The organism is uncultured Catenibacterium sp., assembly GCF_900540665.1.
Classification (GTDB): Bacteria; Bacillota_I; Bacilli_A; order Erysipelotrichales; family Coprobacillaceae; genus Catenibacterium.
In genome coordinates this window covers 1-15,164 of the sequence record NZ_UQGV01000013.1, presented here as the reverse complement: position 1 = coordinate 15,164, position 15,164 = coordinate 1, and the positions used below count along the sequence as shown (strand labels likewise).

Below are 15,164 nucleotides of genomic sequence, written 5' to 3'. Positions count from 1 at the left end.
AATAATGTGTTATAATCACTTATTTTGCGATATAGAGTCTTGAAAAACAAGGTGATAATGATAGTGCCTTCAGCATTGTTTCTCGATAATTATCTTGTAATGGGTAATTAATAAATAAGATATTCTGATGTGAAATCAAAGAAGATAGACTATATCCTAAAACAATTGTACATAAGCCAATCATTGAAGAATCCTGTACTAAAGATATTTGATGATCTTGTTTAAGATATAGCTTGTCATCTTTGAGCACAAGTTCCAAACAACCATGCGTGATTTCTTTTAATAAGCAATTTGCCCTCTCCATCATCTGGTTCATAAATGGTGTCATATCTTCTTCAAGAGGAACTGTCTGTTTATGAAGTAATGTAAGAATTTTCTGATTATTGAGGCATTCCTTCTTCTTGTTTTCAATAAAGCGGTCATCTACATAAATAATAAAAGAATATTTTTGAATGATGTCATCACAGAACATTTCAGCATGCTTGATTTTTTCTTCTAATGTGAGATATTCTTCTTTTACTTCTTCAATAGCTAGTAATATCTCATGATAATCCTGTTTAAGTGCTGGAAGATGTTTTTCTAGTTTATGAAGATACCCAATCTCATCTAGGAGTTTCTTATCTTTCTTATAATGAGATAAATAATCTGTATTAAGAACACTGAGTTCTCTAATAAACATCTCTTTAGAGATATCTTCTGTAATATGAAGTTCTTTTTTCTTTTGAATAATCTTTTCAATGAGTCTTTGATGACGCACCATATAAGTTGCTTTTTCTATGCGTTTCTTTTCTAGGTCTTCTCTTGTTTTTTCTAATATTGTTTCTTTTTTAAAAAGAAGTTCTTGAGATACTTCTCTTCCTTCTATTAAACAAGGTTTAGGATGATGAAGAGAGCCACATACAGGACAAGGTATTCCTTCTTTTAAGTCCTTAGCAAGTATACCTGCAATACTATTCATATAATGATGATACATACGCATATAGTCATCGTTTTCACTACCATAAAGATAGACAGCTCGACTATAGGCTTGTTCCAAATCAAATAGGTGGTCCTGTGAGAGTAAGTACTCATCATAAAGTAATGAGAGCTCATTTAATCCTTCTCGACGTTTATCGATGGTCTGCTGCTGCTTCTTTCTAATAGCGGCCTTCTTTTCCATATCATCTAGTTCAGTGACAAGTTCTATTTCACGTAGGACCTTCTTTTTCTTATCCATTAAATTATTCTCTAATGAATCAAGATGATTAGAGTATAAAGATAAATAAGGTTTATTCTTAGTGATATAAGCACGGGCGCTCTGATAGTCCTCATAGCTGTTTAAGAATTCCATTGTTTCATTAATCTGCTGGATAACTATAGGGATTTCACTTGTAATCACTGGTTTTGTAGATAAAAAAGAACGCATCATTTCTTCTTTGGGTGATTGGATCCAGCCATGAATAAATGAAGAAGGCATGATGAACTGCTGCATGAACTGATTATAATTCATAGTTAAAATATCCTGGATATGTTGTTGTGCTTCTTCATCTTCTAGACCATCACATTGAAGAATACATTTTCCTGACTGGTACATACGTTCAATGGTATGTGTGCCATTATTCTGTTCAAATGTAAGATAAACTCTCTTAATAATAATTTCTGTCAAACCAAAAAAAGCGAATGTGAGACCATTGACGACTGTATTATGATCTTCAATATAATTTAAATGATTCTTTAATGAAGTGAAGTCAGTCTCAACATTCTTATCAAATGTTTCTATTGTAAGTTGTAATAGGTTCATAATATCCTCCTATTACCATTATAGAAAAAGGAATAGCCTTTTGCTATTCCTTAGTGAGAAAATCCCATTTTTCTACTTCTTTTGTTTTACTTACAACAAGGAAATGATCTCCTGGCTGAATAATATAATCAGCGCTAAAGTCCATTGTCATCTTAGGTGAACCCTGAGGCTTGATTCCTACAACGTTCATGCCATAAACACGACGAATATTAACATTAGAAAGTGTTTTACCTTCCCAATCCTTAAGTGTTTTAATTTCAACAATAGAATATTCTTCATCAAGTTCTACTAAATCAACAATAGAACGTCTTAATAAATGTTTAGCAAGCTTATAAGCCATTTCTTTTTCAGTATTGATGACACGATCAGCCCCTACTTTTTCTAAGATGATTTTCTTACGTTTTGTACGTGCTTTCGCAATAACATAAGGGACATTTAATTCCTTTAATAATAGTGTACATGATACCGCTTCTTCAAAGTGTTTAGAAATAGCTACAACTGCAACATCAAATGTATTGATATCAAGTTCTAATAATTGTTCACGATCAGTGACATCTGCGACAATTGCTTTTGTGACATTATCTTTAATTCTACCAACACATACTGGGTCGATATCAACCGCAAGAACTTCTACTCCAAAGTCTTCTAATGTTTCAGCAAGTGTACATCCAAAGATACCTAATCCTAAAATAGCTACCTGTTTTGGTTTATTACTCATAATTACTCCTCCTAGCCAACAAGTACATCCTCATCTGGATATTTAAATTCTTTTACGTTCGTATCATGTGAACGTTTAGTAAATAAGATCATTAATGAAATTGGACCTATACGTCCCGCATACATTAAAAGTATATCTATACATTTTCCTACTATGCTTAAAGCAGGAGTCACAGAAGCACTCAAGCCTACTGTACCAAATGCAGAGAATACTTCCATCAGGATATTCAAATAATCCTGTTTAGGTTCTGTTACAAGCATGATGGATGATGAAACAATACAAAGCATCAATCCTAAGAAAAAGATAGAAAAAGCTCTTACAAGCATTCTTTTTTTAATACGACGCTGGAATACAGTTGTTTCTTCAATACCACGATAGGTTGTTCTCATTAATAATAATACAAGTGCAAAAGTAACTGTTTTAATACCTCCAGCAGTAGATGCAGGAGAACCACCAATAAACATAAGCGAACACATTAATATTTTTGTGATTCTATTAAGTGAATACATATCAACAGTAGAGAATCCAGCCGTACGAGTTGTCACTGATTGGAAGAATGATACAACAAGTTTATCCTGAAGATTCATTTTACCAATAGTTAATGGATTGTTGAATTCCATCACAAAAAATAATAATGTCCCTACTACGATTAAAGACACAGTCATCACTAACACAATTTTTGTATGTAAAGCAAAACTGCCAAAAAGATGATGCCATGAAAAACTTGATGATCTTCTTTTTTCTTTAATATATTTATCACGAATATCTAATACAACAATAAAACCTAATCCACCCATGATAATTTCAAATGGAACAATGAAATTAATGATAGGATTTGTATTATAGGCAATAAGTGATGTTGAACCACATAAATCAAATCCTGCATTACAAAATGCACTGATAGAATGCCATATACCATAATAGATTCCTTTTAATGTCCCTAAACGTGGTATAAAGAACATTGAAAGGAAAATAGTACCAATCACTTCAATAGTGACTGTATAGATAAAAATAGTTTTAAGTAATCTTGGAAGCATGTTTAAAGAATTCTGATTAAGCGCTTCAGTAAAAACAAGTTTACGACTTAATGTAATTCTTTGTCTTGCAAGAAACAAGAACAGATATAAGAAAGTCAAGAATCCAAGACCACCAATTTGTACAAGTATGATAAGAACAATCTGCCCAAATAAATTATATTGATCTACAACAGTTAAGGGTGAAAGCCCTGTTACGCATACAGCCGAAGTTGAGATAAACAAGTTATCTAGAAAACTTGCTGCATGATGTTTATTTGCGAATGGTAAAGAAAGTAATATAGCACCAATTATAATAACTGCAAGGAAAGAAAGAGATACTTTCTTTGGTGCAGAAAGATGACCAGAATGCTTTCTTTTAGCTAAAACAATATCTTTCATAAATATTTCTCCTATAATCGCATCTATTCTAACACCAAGATGTGACAATTCCAATACTAGTCTTTCTTAGAAACATAATATTGTGTAATTTCTTTTTTAGAACACTCATAACCAATAACTAAAATAGCACCTGCAAGATCTAGTGCAAGATCCTTCATAGTATCAGCAAGTGCTTCATGTCCTTCTAATGGTTCATCATCACTTGATACAATTGTTGCACGTGTTGTTGCCATATATTGCTGGTTATTGGTATGGAAGATATCATCCACTGTATATTCACATAGTTCCCATATAGCCCCTACAGCAAGCGAGAAGGCAACAACAAATATATATAATAAGGCACGATGCATAAATAGATATTTAGTACGCATGACTAACATCTGTAACAACCATAAAGCGATAAATGAAAGAATGATTCCTGAAGTGAAATGAAGTAATGAATCCCACCAGGCTATTTTTCCATAGAAGTTTAAGCCATCCCCAAGTACTAATCCTAAAAAAGCAAAGGCTGTAACACTGATATGTACTTCAACTGGCACTTCAAAGTTTGCAAACTTCTTCAAGAGTCTTGGTGAGATCAATATGATACTCATCGCAATATATTGTAATAGTGAGAAGAACAATCGCACACGTATTTTTTCTTTTTTTACATAGAATAAAGCAACCATTGTCACAATCGCAAGAATAAGAACAATAAAAGATAAGATTCTTTTAAAAATTCTAACACGGCGCTTTGTTTTTTCACTGTATTCAAATTCATTATTATTCATGAAATTTCCTCCTAGTTTAAGTATTATATCACACTTAGACGGTTATGGGCCTTAATTTTATGTTAACCAAAAAAACTCCTAGGCGCGAGCCTAGGAGTTTAAGTGAAAATCAATGTTATGCTTTTCCTTCAAGAATAGGGTTTACAGTAGTATCAATGATTTCCTGTAAAGTATTACAAGATCTGTCAAATTTTTCCTGATCAGATTCAGTTAAAGGTAATGTTAAGATTTCACGGATACCTGCTCTGTTGATGATTGCTGGAACACCGATATATAAACCTTCATGACCATACTGACCTTCAAGGTAGCATGATAATGGAAGAACTGTATTTTCGTTGTTTAAGATTGCATCTACTAATCTAGCAAGAGACATACCGATACCATAGTAAGTAGCTCTCTTCTTGTTGATGATTTCATAAGCTGCATCTCTAACCTGTTCGTAGATTCTCTGTAACTGGTCAAATGGAACTCCTCTTTCTTCTACAACTTCAAGAAGTGACTTGCATCCGATATAAGCGTTTGTCCAAGATACGAATGAGCTATCACCATGTTCACCCATGATATAACCATGAACTGAAGCTGGGTTTACTTCGAAGAAGTTACCAATTTCATATCTTAATCTTGCTGTATCAAGCATAGTTCCTGAACCAAGAACCTGGTATGGATGAAGACCTGTAGCCTTCTGCATTACGTAAGTCATGATATCACATGGGTTAGATGCTACTACAATAACACCATTGAATCCTGATTCTTTAATAGACTTACCAACTGAAGCCATAATCTTTGTGTTAATTGCAACTAATTCAAGTCTTGTCTGACCTGGTTTCTGAGCAGCACCAGCAGTTACAACGATAACGTTTGCATCTGCACAGTCAGAATAATCACCTGCATAAACCTTTAATTTACCGCTTGCATATGGTAAACCATGAACTAAGTCCATTGCTTCCCCTTCTGCCTTTTCAGTATTAACGTCTACTAATACTAATTCATCAATACCCTTGTGGTTCATTAAAGTATAAGCCATACTCATACCTACAAAACCTGTACCAACTAGAACAACCTTACGGTTACCCTGAGCAGGCATATCATTTAAATAATCTGTCATTGCCATAATTCATTTCACTCTCCTATACCTAGAAGTATAGTATAATCATTTCCTAAATACAATAAAATATTTGCGTTTTAAATAAAAAAAATTATTTAAATTTAGTTGATAAATCCAAGCTTTTTTGATGAATACGTTTTCATTGTTTCAAAGAATGTAAGTGTAAGCGAATTCATCACAATGAATTTATTTTTTTGCTTCCAAAGGTAAAAATTGACTTTTGGTCAACTACTAGTATAATTATAAGTGGAGGTATTTATATGCATGCTCTGACTGATATAAAATCTAAAATAGAGAAAAATAAAGAAGAAAAAAGGGAACGTCTTCTAGCAAGTGCATCTACGCTATTTGCTGAAAAGAATTTTAATAATACATCTATTTCTGATATCGTAAATAAAGCAAAAGTCGCAAAAGGTACTTTTTATTTATATTTTAAAGATAAATATGATATTAGAAATCAGATAGTTCAGGAAATCAGTAGCGAACTTTTCGATAATGCAATGAAAGAGTTAAAAAAACATAATGAGATTACTCATTTTGCAGATTCTTTAATATTTATTATTGATCATGTTATTAATGATCTTGTTGCTAATCCAACAATCCTCACTTTAATGAATAAAGATTTATCTCTTGGTGTTTATTCTCAGGAACTTACAAAGATTCTAGAAGAAACAGATCATTTGAGTCTTTATGAATTGTTCAAAGATGGCGTTCAAAAAGAGAATCTAGATATTAAAAATATCGATATTACATTCTTTACTATTGTAGAACTCGTTGGATCAACTTGCTTTAGCTGTATAGTAAATAGAATTCCTTGTCCTATTGAAGAATATAAACCTTATCTTTATGATTTAATTCGTACCTTACTTCATGCTGCTTAAAAAAAGCAGCATTTTTTTATGCTGCTAAAACTTCACTTACATAGTCAAGAAGCTTTTTAGTGTCCGTATAAGTTTCTTCACGTGTATTTTCTTTAAAGACAACTGTAATGATTGTTTTATTCTTTACTTTAGAATAAGTGACTAAACATCTTTTCGCAAGATTAGTAAAGCCTGTCTTACCACCAATGACCCTTTCATCATAATATGGAGAATCTTGCTGGGTCATCTTGACATTCTGCATTGTACGATATTGATTTGATTCAAAAGTATAGTTTGGCGTAGAAATAATATTTCTTAATTCTCTATTCTTATAAAATGCACTCGCAATAAGTGCCATATCTTTTGTACTGCATGTTTCTTTAAGCCATCCTTTCTCTGCATAACTTAGTCCATGAGGATTAGAAACTTCTACCTTTTTACAGCCTATTTTTTTAGCTTTCTTATTCATTGCACTAATAAACGCATCATAACCACCTTGATAGTTTTCAGCGAGGGTGAGAGCCATTTCATTAGAACTTTTTAAAAGCATGCCACGAATAACATCTTTAAAAGGAATCTGTTCACCATCATGAACAGGTTCAGTATAGACAAACACACGATCTGGTAAAGACATAATATTCTTTGTAGTAAGAAGATCATCATCTTTATAATACTCTATTGCGACAAGTGCACTTAATAGCTTAATTGTAGAAGCAGGATAACGAGATTCCTGTTCATTTTTCGCATAATACACCTTTCCTGATTCTGCATCCATCACAACTGCAGACACTTCTTCTGTATTAAGTGCTGGCTGAGGGATGGATTTGATTTTCTTTTCTTTTTGTTTTGCGGTATGCGAGATTGTATTTGTTTTCTTTTTTTCTGGCTGCTTTGAAGTACATGCACAAAGCATGAATGCAGCACATATCATTCCAATCCATTTACGATATTTCATTTTTTATCACCTCTTCGAAACATAATAACTATTTTAAACCTATTCATCAATCTTCTTCCATCATTTTTCATTTTTTTTGAATGATAATATGTTATAATGATTTGGTAAAGGAGAAATAGTATGGTTAATTATCCCAACCTGAAAAAGGCATCGGTTAATGTGTCCATTCCTAAGAATTCTACAAATAAGCACTATACTGCTTTTCGTGGAATGAGTTTGGAAGAAGACATCAACCTATCTAACACCTATTACTTATCTGTTGATCAGGCTGTCATCTATAAAAAGCCGACACCTATCCAGATTGTAAAAGTCGATTATCCTTCACGAAATAAAGCCCGTATAGTTGAGGCATATTACCAGGCGCCATCTACTACGGATTATAATGGTATTTATAAAGGCAGATATATTGATTTTGAAGCCAAAGAAACCAAATCATTACGATTTCCTTTTCGTAATATTTCAGAGCATCAGATCAATCATCTTGAACGTGTACAGCGTCATGGAGGAATTGCCTTTATTATTATTGCCTTCACATCTGTGGGCGAAGTCTATTTACTGGATGCTTCAATTATGATAGAACGCTTTTTTCATGACAAGAAGCAACATATAAGTTATGATGAAGTGAAAGAAAGTGGACATCTTATTAAGCAGGGCTACCAGCCTAGACTGGCTTATTTAGATGTAATCGATGAATTTTACCTTAAGGAGGACACTTTATGAAAGTTCAATCAACCAAGGACGCAAAACAAATAAAAAAAACAATCAAAATATGTATTATCGCATTATGTGTTCTTGTAGCGAGCGGTAGTGGTTACCTTGGATTCAAGATTTATCAGCAAATCAGCAATTTTGATATTGATAATCTTACAACAACTTCCTACTCTTCTCAGGTTTCTCAAGATGGAGAAACCTATTACAAGTATGGCAGTTCAATCGGGAAATATGTAAGTTATGATGATATTCCTGAAGTAATGATTGATGCTGTTATTTCTGCAGAAGACTCACGTTATTTTGTACATAATGGTTTTGATATTCCACGTATTATCAAAGCATTTATGACAAATATCTTAGCACACCGTACTGTTGCAGGTGGTTCTACAATTACTCAGCAGCTCATCAAGAAGACATATTACCCTGATGAAGAGAAGACAATTGAAAGAAAGGTTGGAGAAATCATCCTTTCAATTGAAGCAACTCAGCAGACTACTAAACAGAAAATACTCGAACTTTATCTCAATAAGATCTATTTCGGTAAAGCAAATAGTTCCATTGGTATTTATGGGGCAAGCTATTATTATTTTGGTAAGAGTCCTGATCAGTTAACTTTACCAGAAGCTGCATTACTTGCTGGTACTATTAACTCACCAGTCTCATATGACCCATTCAAGAATTTAACTCTTGCAACAAAAAGAAGAAATATCATTCTTAACTTAATGCATGATCATGGATACATCACTGCAAAAGAGAGAGACGATGCAAAGAATGTAAAAGTAGAAAACATTTTAAAGAATGATCCAATTCAGACAAATGGCAAATATGCTTCTTATGTTGATCGTGTTACACAGGAAGTAAAAGAGCTAGGTTATGATCCTAACAAAACTAAGATGACAATCTATACATATATGGATCAGGATATGCAGCAGTATCTTGATGATGTATCATTAAGCAAGAATTATAAATTTACTGATAGTGATATGCAGGCGGCTGCTTCAGTACTTGAATCAAAAACTGGACGTATTATCGGTCTTATGTCTGCAAAGAATTATCGTGCGAATAACTCAGATGCAACTTATCTAGATTATGCTTATACATTAAAAAACAGAAGACAGCCAGGTTCTTCAATTAAACCTATTATTGACTATGCAACTGCATTTGAATATCTGAACTGGTCTAGTGGACATACAGTAGATGACTCAGAGTTCACTCAAGGCAGCTGGCATCCAAAGAACTGGGATAACAACTACCATAATGATGTACTTCTAGAAGATGCACTCGCAAATTCCTGGAACTTAGCAGCCATTCATACTTTAAATAGTGTTGTGAAAAAAGTTGGTAATAATCAGGTTATAAGCTTCTTAAAGGGCCTTGGTTATAACATGGGCGATGAAGATTTCAACTTGAACTATGCCATCGGTGGATGGAAATATGGTACAACTCCTACAATGCAGGCAGCCGCTTATGCAGCAATCTCAAATGGTGGTACTTATATCAAACCTCATACAATCCAGAAGATTGTCATTAATACAACTGGTGAAACAATCAATGTTGATGATAATATCCAGAAACAGGCAAGTGAGGGCATGAAAGATTCTACTGCTTTCTTACTTCGTCAGGTTATGACAAGCTATGTAAAGAGCAATGGAAGCTACTCAGCATTTAATGTTGGAAGTCAGATTGGTGCTAAAACTGGTACTTCAAACTTCGATTCTACTATCCCTGCACTCGCTGGTAAGGACAAAGACCATTGGTTATGTGCTTATTCACCAGATTATGCATGGGCTTGCTGGAATGGTTTCCCAGGAGAAATATCTACAAAGAAACATAAGTATCTTGCAAGTGGTATGAATGATGCAAAGACTATTGCGGCAAAGATTGCGAAGAAGCTTGCAACTCGTAAGTTACAGAATAGCTACGAAACACCTAGCAGTGTAGAACAGGCTCGTATGGTTAAGGGTGCATATCCTTATGTATCTCCAAGTTCTTCTACACCATCAGAAAAGATTATGACTGCATGGTTTGTCAAAGGGCATGGTCCTAGTGGTGTGGATGATGGTTCTTCTTATGCAGATGAATATAAAGTGCCTGAATTAACATCATTTAATGCTTCTTTAAATTCCAATAATTCAATTTCTGTTACATTTGGTTCTTATGATCCTGAATTTGAAGGTAAGATCAGCTGTGTTGTAGAAATCAGTGATGGTTCTTCTTCTAGAACTGAAACATTATCTTCAACAAGCGGTACACTTGAATATCATGCTGAATCAGGAAAGACTTATACAGTAACTGGTTATTATAAACTAAAGAGTAGTGACACAACTTCTAATAAGAAGTCAGTAAGATTAACTAGTAGTGGAACAAGTGAACTAGGTACTGCAAAATTTAGTGTCAGTGCGAACGGTGCAGCAGTTGCAAATGGTTCTACTATTTCAGCAACATCTGTCAATATCAGCACATCTGGTCCTAGCGGTCATACAATGACAGTTTCATGTAATGGTAATAGTCAGACATTAAACTGTGGTAGTGGTGCGACAATCAGTGGTTTATCAAATGGTAGATCATATGTGATTACTTTTACTGAAAAGAACTCTAATGGTGAATCTAAATATATTGGTTCTATCCGTTTTACAGTACAGACAGCAGAAGGTCAAAATGAAGATTAAGAGGATTCCAAATGGAATCCTTTTTTGTGTATTAAAAAAGAAGCCCAAAGGATTCTTAGAGCTTCTTATTCTTCTCTTTACATATATCTACTAAAGGACATTCTTTACAATGAGGTGACATTGCCTTACAGTGATATCTTCCAAAGAAGATCATCTGATGATGTGTTTTGATCCATCTATTCTTAGGAATAGTTTTCATTAATTTCTTTTCTACAGTAAAGACTGTATCATCTGGTTTCGCAAATCCAAGTCTTTTAGAGATACGTTCAACATGTGTATCTACCGCAATAGCTGGATAACCAAATCCTTCCGCCATAACAACATTGGCAGTCTTTCTTCCTACTCCTGGTAATGATATTAAAGCATCATGAGATGCTGGTACAACGCCATTAAAGCGTGCCTGAAGAGTCTCAGCCATAGCCTTGATATTCTTTGCCTTATTTCTATAAAGCCCTATAGAATGAAGATCTGACTCCAATTCAGGTAATGATGCATCCGCATAATCATCTACTGTTTTATATTTTTGAAAAAGATGCGATGTGAGCTTATTGACTGATTCATCTGTTGTCTGGGCAGACAACATGACTGCCACAAGCAATTCTAAGTTATTAGAATGATTCAACACACAACGTGCATCAGGAAACATCTCATCAAATGTATTGAGTATTCTATCTTGTTTTGTTTTAATCATTTTCCCACCAGTTATAATTTCTTACTTCTTCACTGACTTCTGGCTCTTCTTCTTGATATTTCTTAATATAGTTCTTAGAATGAGCCCAGTTTTCTAATACTCTCTCTACATATCTAAAAGAGAGGGCATTCGACTTTACGGCTTCTTTTAAAGCAGACACAATCATCTCATCATCATAACCAGTTCTTTTAAACTGATTGATATATTCAATATCCAAAGTACTCATTGTACGTCCAAAAGCATCTTCGAATACTTCTACAAGGTTTACTTCTTCCTTCTTTTCAACCTTTATTCCAAGTAATAGCTTTTCTAAAGGTTTAAAATCAATTTTTAAATTAATTCTATCTAGATAATGACGATCTACAAGACCTATCATGATATCATCAATTTCTTTAATAGATAATGAAGAAAATTCAGCCACTTTTTGAGGATAAATAGGTCTTACCCCTAATTCACTCAAGGTCATCATCAATAATAATATATGTGTTTCTTGGTCTGTTAGTCCTATAGACTTCCCTTTCAACAAAAGAAGTTTCTTAAAGTCTATACATTGATAATCTGTAAGTATTTGTGTACTCATAGGCGATAATATTTCACGAACTTTCCTTCATCTAAAGAATAATAGAAATAATAGAGATGATCATCGTCCTGGTATTTACCAAAATAAACAAGATCTCCATTTTCATATCCAATTGTTAAATCAGTGACATTTACTTTATATTCATTATTGATTGTTTGAATGACATCTTTCTTTTTTACAACAGAACCACTATAAGAATCTACTAATTTATATTGAGTATTGTAGACCTGATATACTTCCTTTTTTTTCTTATCTTTAATACGAATGATATAGTAGGTCTTAGAGCTGTTATATTCATTGAAATAATCATCATAGTTAAGCTTATACTTATTAATAATCTTGTTTCTTTCTAATGCGATGTTATTTTCACGATTGAAATAAGGGACATGTATGTTCAACATACAGAAAGAGACAAAGACAAGAATGACCACTAATAATGCGATAACTACACCATATATCCAATTATTGTCTTTCTTATTATTATAATTCATATTGACCTCCATAGTGTCACTATTATAGCGCATTTAGGTCCAAAAAAAAAGAGATTCGTTAATTTGAATCTCTATTAGAACTGCTTAAAATCATAAATAGAATTCTTAACATACTTGCAAGAGTTGCACATACACCAGCAACATAAGTCAATGCAGCAGCATAAAGCATCTGCCATGCGCCAGCATATTCGTTTTCATTTAGATACTGTGCTTGTAATATCGCAAGTCCTCTTTTAGAGGCGTTAATTTCTACTGGTAATGTAATAATCTGGAAAGCTAAAAATACCACACATTAAGAAGAATCCTAAGAAAGCAAGCTTTGTAGAACCTAAAGCAAGCCCTATCATAATCGCAATCCATCCTAAATAGTTACCTACATTACATAATGGAATAATCGCATTTCTTACTCTGATTGGCATATAATTTTCATGATATTGAATAGCATGACCACATTCATGAGCTGCAACAGCACAAGAGGCAATTGTTGTACCATGATAAATATCACTAGAAAGACTGACACTATTATTGGAAGGATCAAAGTGATCAGATAATTCCCCTTTTACTTCATAGACAGGAACATGTGTCATACCATGAGAATCTAATATTTCTCTTGCAACCTGTGCCCCTGTAATTCCACGGCTATTTGGTTTACAACGATATTTCGCATATGTCGACTTAATCTTTGCCTGACAATATAGAGAGAATACCATCGCAATACCTACTAAGATAGTACCAAGCATATATCCTGGATTTGTCATTAAATAATAACTCATTTTCATCAACTCCTGTAAACTATTATACATGAAATATATTAACTGTATATAAACAAAAAAGATGCATTAGTTCATTGCATCTTTTAATCTATTACTTGGTTTGAAAGAAACTGTACGACTAGCAGGAATGATAATAGGTTCCTTAGTCTTTGGTGAAACGCCTTTACGTTCATGACAGTGATTAATTTTAAATGTGCCGAAGCCAGAAATAAGAACTTTATCACCATCAATCATACTTTCTACCATCGTATCAAAAACTGTATTCACAAGAATTTCAGCGTCTTTTTTTGTTAAATCTCTTTTTTCAGAAACGATATTAATTAATTCTTTTTTATTCACTTCTGTAATGCCTCCTAATAAATTATCCTTGAGTAGTATATCAAAATCTACATATCATTTCAAGAGATAAAATACAAAAAAAGCACGTAATAAAGGACATAAAATGAATTACTCTTTTTTAGATCTATAAGCCTTTTCCCAGAACTTATTTCCTTGTTTTATGAACTGGTTTTTAGAAAAAAACGTGATATCTAGAGCACTTTCCTTTTCTTTTCTAATATCTGATGCAAAGGACTTTAAGGTATTTGCGACACGCCATTTATAAGGAATATGATTGATTAAAAAGTAAGCTCCAACCTTTAAAAATCCTTTATAATTGGCATGAGTGTTCTTACAATAAAGTGATAATATTTCGTCTGCATAATCACAATAATCAACTTCATATTCGTCACAGTAGATTACACTATAAATTGTTTTATGATTCATCAATTTTTCATTATTCTTCATATAGTCGAGCATGCAGGAAGGTATTGTTTGTGATGAAATAGGGAACATAAAGATAATTGTATTATTCTCTTCTACATCTTTTGCTTCTATTACCTGTAATGTTTTGATTGATACATTTCCTTTAAGATAATGTGAAAGCTTACCGGCTTGATTATACATGATCTTATTTGTATAAATGAGACCCGATAAGATTATAAGAATATTATCCACGATCAACACCTCCAAATGTCTTAAGTGAGTTAACTAAATCTTCTTCTGTACAAAAATAAGTATTAATAGAAGAAATAAAATAACCTAGAAGTGAGTCATTTAAATAATTCATCAACATCTTCTGTTCTTGTTCAGATATATCACCATAGCCTATAAGAAGGATTTTCTTTGATTGCTGAGCCAAAGCCGCATGACAGATTGTGCCATCTACTGTTGTATAATAAGGCTCATATGAAGAAATATTGCGTTCTATAAAGGATTTAAGAGGTGTATCAAAACATCCACTATAAATATGTGTAACTAATATAATAAGAGAAGCCTGCCCAATCCATTGGTTGATTATTGAAATATCATCGTGATAACGACATGGAATCCTCTTTTTAAGACAAGTATAATCGCCTGTGCAAGGACTATATTTAATATTATTAAGATTGACTACAACGCTTTCTTTAAAAAGTTCTAAAGGAATATCTTTATCTGTAATAACTATATTTTTCATAGATATCGCCTCCTAAAATAATTTTACAAGAAGATATGAACAAATTCAATAAGAAAAGCCTTCCCGCAGGAAGGCATAAAAAAAAAGGACCTGGCAGCTTGCTATTGTCGCGTCTTCACACTATCGTCGCCGTTATGATGCTTAACTTCCG

At 33.1% G+C, this 15,164-nt stretch carries 17 protein-coding genes; 3 read left to right on the top strand and 14 right to left on the bottom strand.

Features of this window, described 5'->3' with window-relative positions:
- Positions 1-19: 19 nt before the first annotated feature.
- The 5 genes from QZQ55_RS03040 to QZQ55_RS03020 all read right to left on the bottom strand — a co-directional run bounded on the left by QZQ55_RS03040 (position 20) and on the right by QZQ55_RS03020 (position 5,794).
- Positions 20-1,780, bottom strand: a complete 1,761-nt coding sequence (locus tag QZQ55_RS03040) for a hypothetical protein (RefSeq protein ID WP_295089741.1) — start codon at positions 1,778-1,780, stop codon at positions 20-22.
- A gap of 43 nt (positions 1,781-1,823) precedes the next feature.
- On the bottom strand, positions 1,824-2,498 hold the full coding sequence (locus QZQ55_RS03035; protein WP_295089738.1) for a TrkA family potassium uptake protein: 675 nt from the start codon (positions 2,496-2,498) through the stop codon (positions 1,824-1,826).
- A gap of 11 nt (positions 2,499-2,509) precedes the next feature.
- Complete coding sequence (locus QZQ55_RS03030; RefSeq protein WP_295089735.1) at positions 2,510-3,913, bottom strand: TrkH family potassium uptake protein; 1,404 nt, start codon at positions 3,911-3,913, stop codon at positions 2,510-2,512.
- Positions 3,914-3,969: 56 nt separating this feature from the next.
- Positions 3,970-4,683 carry a hypothetical protein gene (locus QZQ55_RS03025; protein ID WP_295089732.1) on the bottom strand — a complete coding sequence of 238 codons (714 nt, stop codon included), beginning with the start codon at positions 4,681-4,683 and terminating at the stop codon, positions 3,970-3,972.
- A 115-nt stretch (positions 4,684-4,798) separates the two neighbouring features.
- Positions 4,799-5,794 carry an L-lactate dehydrogenase gene (locus QZQ55_RS03020; RefSeq protein ID WP_295089729.1) on the bottom strand — a complete coding sequence of 332 codons (996 nt, stop codon included), beginning with the start codon at positions 5,792-5,794 and terminating at the stop codon, positions 4,799-4,801.
- A gap of 254 nt (positions 5,795-6,048) precedes the next feature.
- Here QZQ55_RS03020 and QZQ55_RS03015 point away from each other — a divergent pair, with 254 nt between their 5' ends.
- Positions 6,049-6,669, top strand: a complete 621-nt coding sequence (locus QZQ55_RS03015; protein ID WP_295089727.1) for a TetR/AcrR family transcriptional regulator — start codon at positions 6,049-6,051, stop codon at positions 6,667-6,669.
- Between the two features lie 16 nt (positions 6,670-6,685).
- Here the strand turns inward: QZQ55_RS03015 and QZQ55_RS03010 are convergent, their stop codons facing one another.
- Entirely contained in the window at positions 6,686-7,603 is a 918-nt protein-coding gene (locus QZQ55_RS03010; protein WP_295089724.1) for a D-alanyl-D-alanine carboxypeptidase family protein, read from the bottom strand.
- 120 nt (positions 7,604-7,723) lie between these two features.
- Here QZQ55_RS03010 and recU point away from each other — a divergent pair, with 120 nt between their 5' ends.
- Entirely contained in the window at positions 7,724-8,323 is a 600-nt protein-coding gene (gene recU, locus QZQ55_RS03005; RefSeq protein ID WP_295089721.1) for a Holliday junction resolvase RecU, read from the top strand.
- A complete protein-coding gene (locus QZQ55_RS03000) occupies positions 8,320-10,983 on the top strand; it encodes a transglycosylase domain-containing protein (RefSeq protein ID WP_295089718.1) in 2,664 nt (887 codons plus the stop codon). The genes recU and QZQ55_RS03000 overlap by 4 nt, the downstream gene beginning before the upstream one ends.
- A gap of 55 nt (positions 10,984-11,038) precedes the next feature.
- Here QZQ55_RS03000 and nth read toward each other — a convergent pair whose 3' ends face one another.
- From nth to QZQ55_RS02960, 8 genes are all read right to left on the bottom strand, one after another.
- Positions 11,039-11,674 (bottom strand): endonuclease III, encoded by a 636-nt coding sequence (nth, locus tag QZQ55_RS02995; protein ID WP_295089715.1) that lies wholly within the window; start codon positions 11,672-11,674, stop codon positions 11,039-11,041.
- Positions 11,667-12,254, bottom strand: coding sequence for a DnaD domain-containing protein (locus QZQ55_RS02990; protein WP_295089712.1), 588 nt, complete (start codon positions 12,252-12,254; stop codon positions 11,667-11,669). Before QZQ55_RS02990 ends, nth begins: the two co-directional genes overlap by 8 nt.
- Positions 12,251-12,745 carry a hypothetical protein gene (locus QZQ55_RS02985; protein WP_295089710.1) on the bottom strand — a complete coding sequence of 165 codons (495 nt, stop codon included), beginning with the start codon at positions 12,743-12,745 and terminating at the stop codon, positions 12,251-12,253. The genes QZQ55_RS02990 and QZQ55_RS02985 overlap by 4 nt, the downstream gene beginning before the upstream one ends.
- 58 nt (positions 12,746-12,803) lie before the next feature.
- Entirely contained in the window at positions 12,804-13,034 is a 231-nt protein-coding gene (locus tag QZQ55_RS02980; protein WP_295089707.1) for a zinc metallopeptidase, read from the bottom strand.
- On the bottom strand, positions 12,988-13,518 hold the full coding sequence (locus QZQ55_RS02975; protein ID WP_295089704.1) for a zinc metallopeptidase: 531 nt from the start codon (positions 13,516-13,518) through the stop codon (positions 12,988-12,990). Before QZQ55_RS02975 ends, QZQ55_RS02980 begins: the two co-directional genes overlap by 47 nt.
- Before the next feature lie 66 nt (positions 13,519-13,584).
- Complete coding sequence (locus QZQ55_RS02970; protein WP_022424200.1) at positions 13,585-13,857, bottom strand: HU family DNA-binding protein; 273 nt, start codon at positions 13,855-13,857, stop codon at positions 13,585-13,587.
- 108 nt (positions 13,858-13,965) lie between these two features.
- Positions 13,966-14,514 carry a hypothetical protein gene (locus tag QZQ55_RS02965; RefSeq protein ID WP_295089701.1) on the bottom strand — a complete coding sequence of 183 codons (549 nt, stop codon included), beginning with the start codon at positions 14,512-14,514 and terminating at the stop codon, positions 13,966-13,968.
- Positions 14,507-15,013: a flavodoxin family protein gene (locus QZQ55_RS02960; RefSeq protein WP_295089698.1), complete on the bottom strand. Its 507-nt coding sequence runs from the start codon at positions 15,011-15,013 to the stop codon at positions 14,507-14,509. The genes QZQ55_RS02965 and QZQ55_RS02960 overlap by 8 nt, the downstream gene beginning before the upstream one ends.
- Between the last annotated feature and the right edge of the window lie 151 nt (positions 15,014-15,164).

Coding starts and splice junctions, on each gene's coding strand:
- QZQ55_RS03040 (WP_295089741.1), bottom strand. CDS start 1,780: ATGAACCTATTACAACTTACAATAGAAACATTTGATAAGAATGTTGAG.
- QZQ55_RS03035 (WP_295089738.1), bottom strand. CDS start 2,498: ATGAGTAATAAACCAAAACAGGTAGCTATTTTAGGATTAGGTATCTTT.
- QZQ55_RS03030 (WP_295089735.1), bottom strand. CDS start 3,913: ATGAAAGATATTGTTTTAGCTAAAAGAAAGCATTCTGGTCATCTTTCT.
- QZQ55_RS03025 (WP_295089732.1), bottom strand. CDS start 4,683: ATGAATAATAATGAATTTGAATACAGTGAAAAAACAAAGCGCCGTGTT.
- QZQ55_RS03020 (WP_295089729.1), bottom strand. CDS start 5,794: ATGGCAATGACAGATTATTTAAATGATATGCCTGCTCAGGGTAACCGT.
- QZQ55_RS03015 (WP_295089727.1), top strand. CDS start 6,049: ATGCATGCTCTGACTGATATAAAATCTAAAATAGAGAAAAATAAAGAA.
- QZQ55_RS03010 (WP_295089724.1), bottom strand. CDS start 7,603: ATGAAATATCGTAAATGGATTGGAATGATATGTGCTGCATTCATGCTT.
- recU (WP_295089721.1), top strand. CDS start 7,724: ATGGTTAATTATCCCAACCTGAAAAAGGCATCGGTTAATGTGTCCATT.
- QZQ55_RS03000 (WP_295089718.1), top strand. CDS start 8,320: ATGAAAGTTCAATCAACCAAGGACGCAAAACAAATAAAAAAAACAATC.
- nth (WP_295089715.1), bottom strand. CDS start 11,674: ATGATTAAAACAAAACAAGATAGAATACTCAATACATTTGATGAGATG.
- QZQ55_RS02990 (WP_295089712.1), bottom strand. CDS start 12,254: ATGAGTACACAAATACTTACAGATTATCAATGTATAGACTTTAAGAAA.
- QZQ55_RS02985 (WP_295089710.1), bottom strand. CDS start 12,745: ATGAATTATAATAATAAGAAAGACAATAATTGGATATATGGTGTAGTT.
- QZQ55_RS02975 (WP_295089704.1), bottom strand. CDS start 13,518: ATGAGTTATTATTTAATGACAAATCCAGGATATATGCTTGGTACTATC.
- QZQ55_RS02960 (WP_295089698.1), bottom strand. CDS start 15,013: ATGAAAAATATAGTTATTACAGATAAAGATATTCCTTTAGAACTTTTT.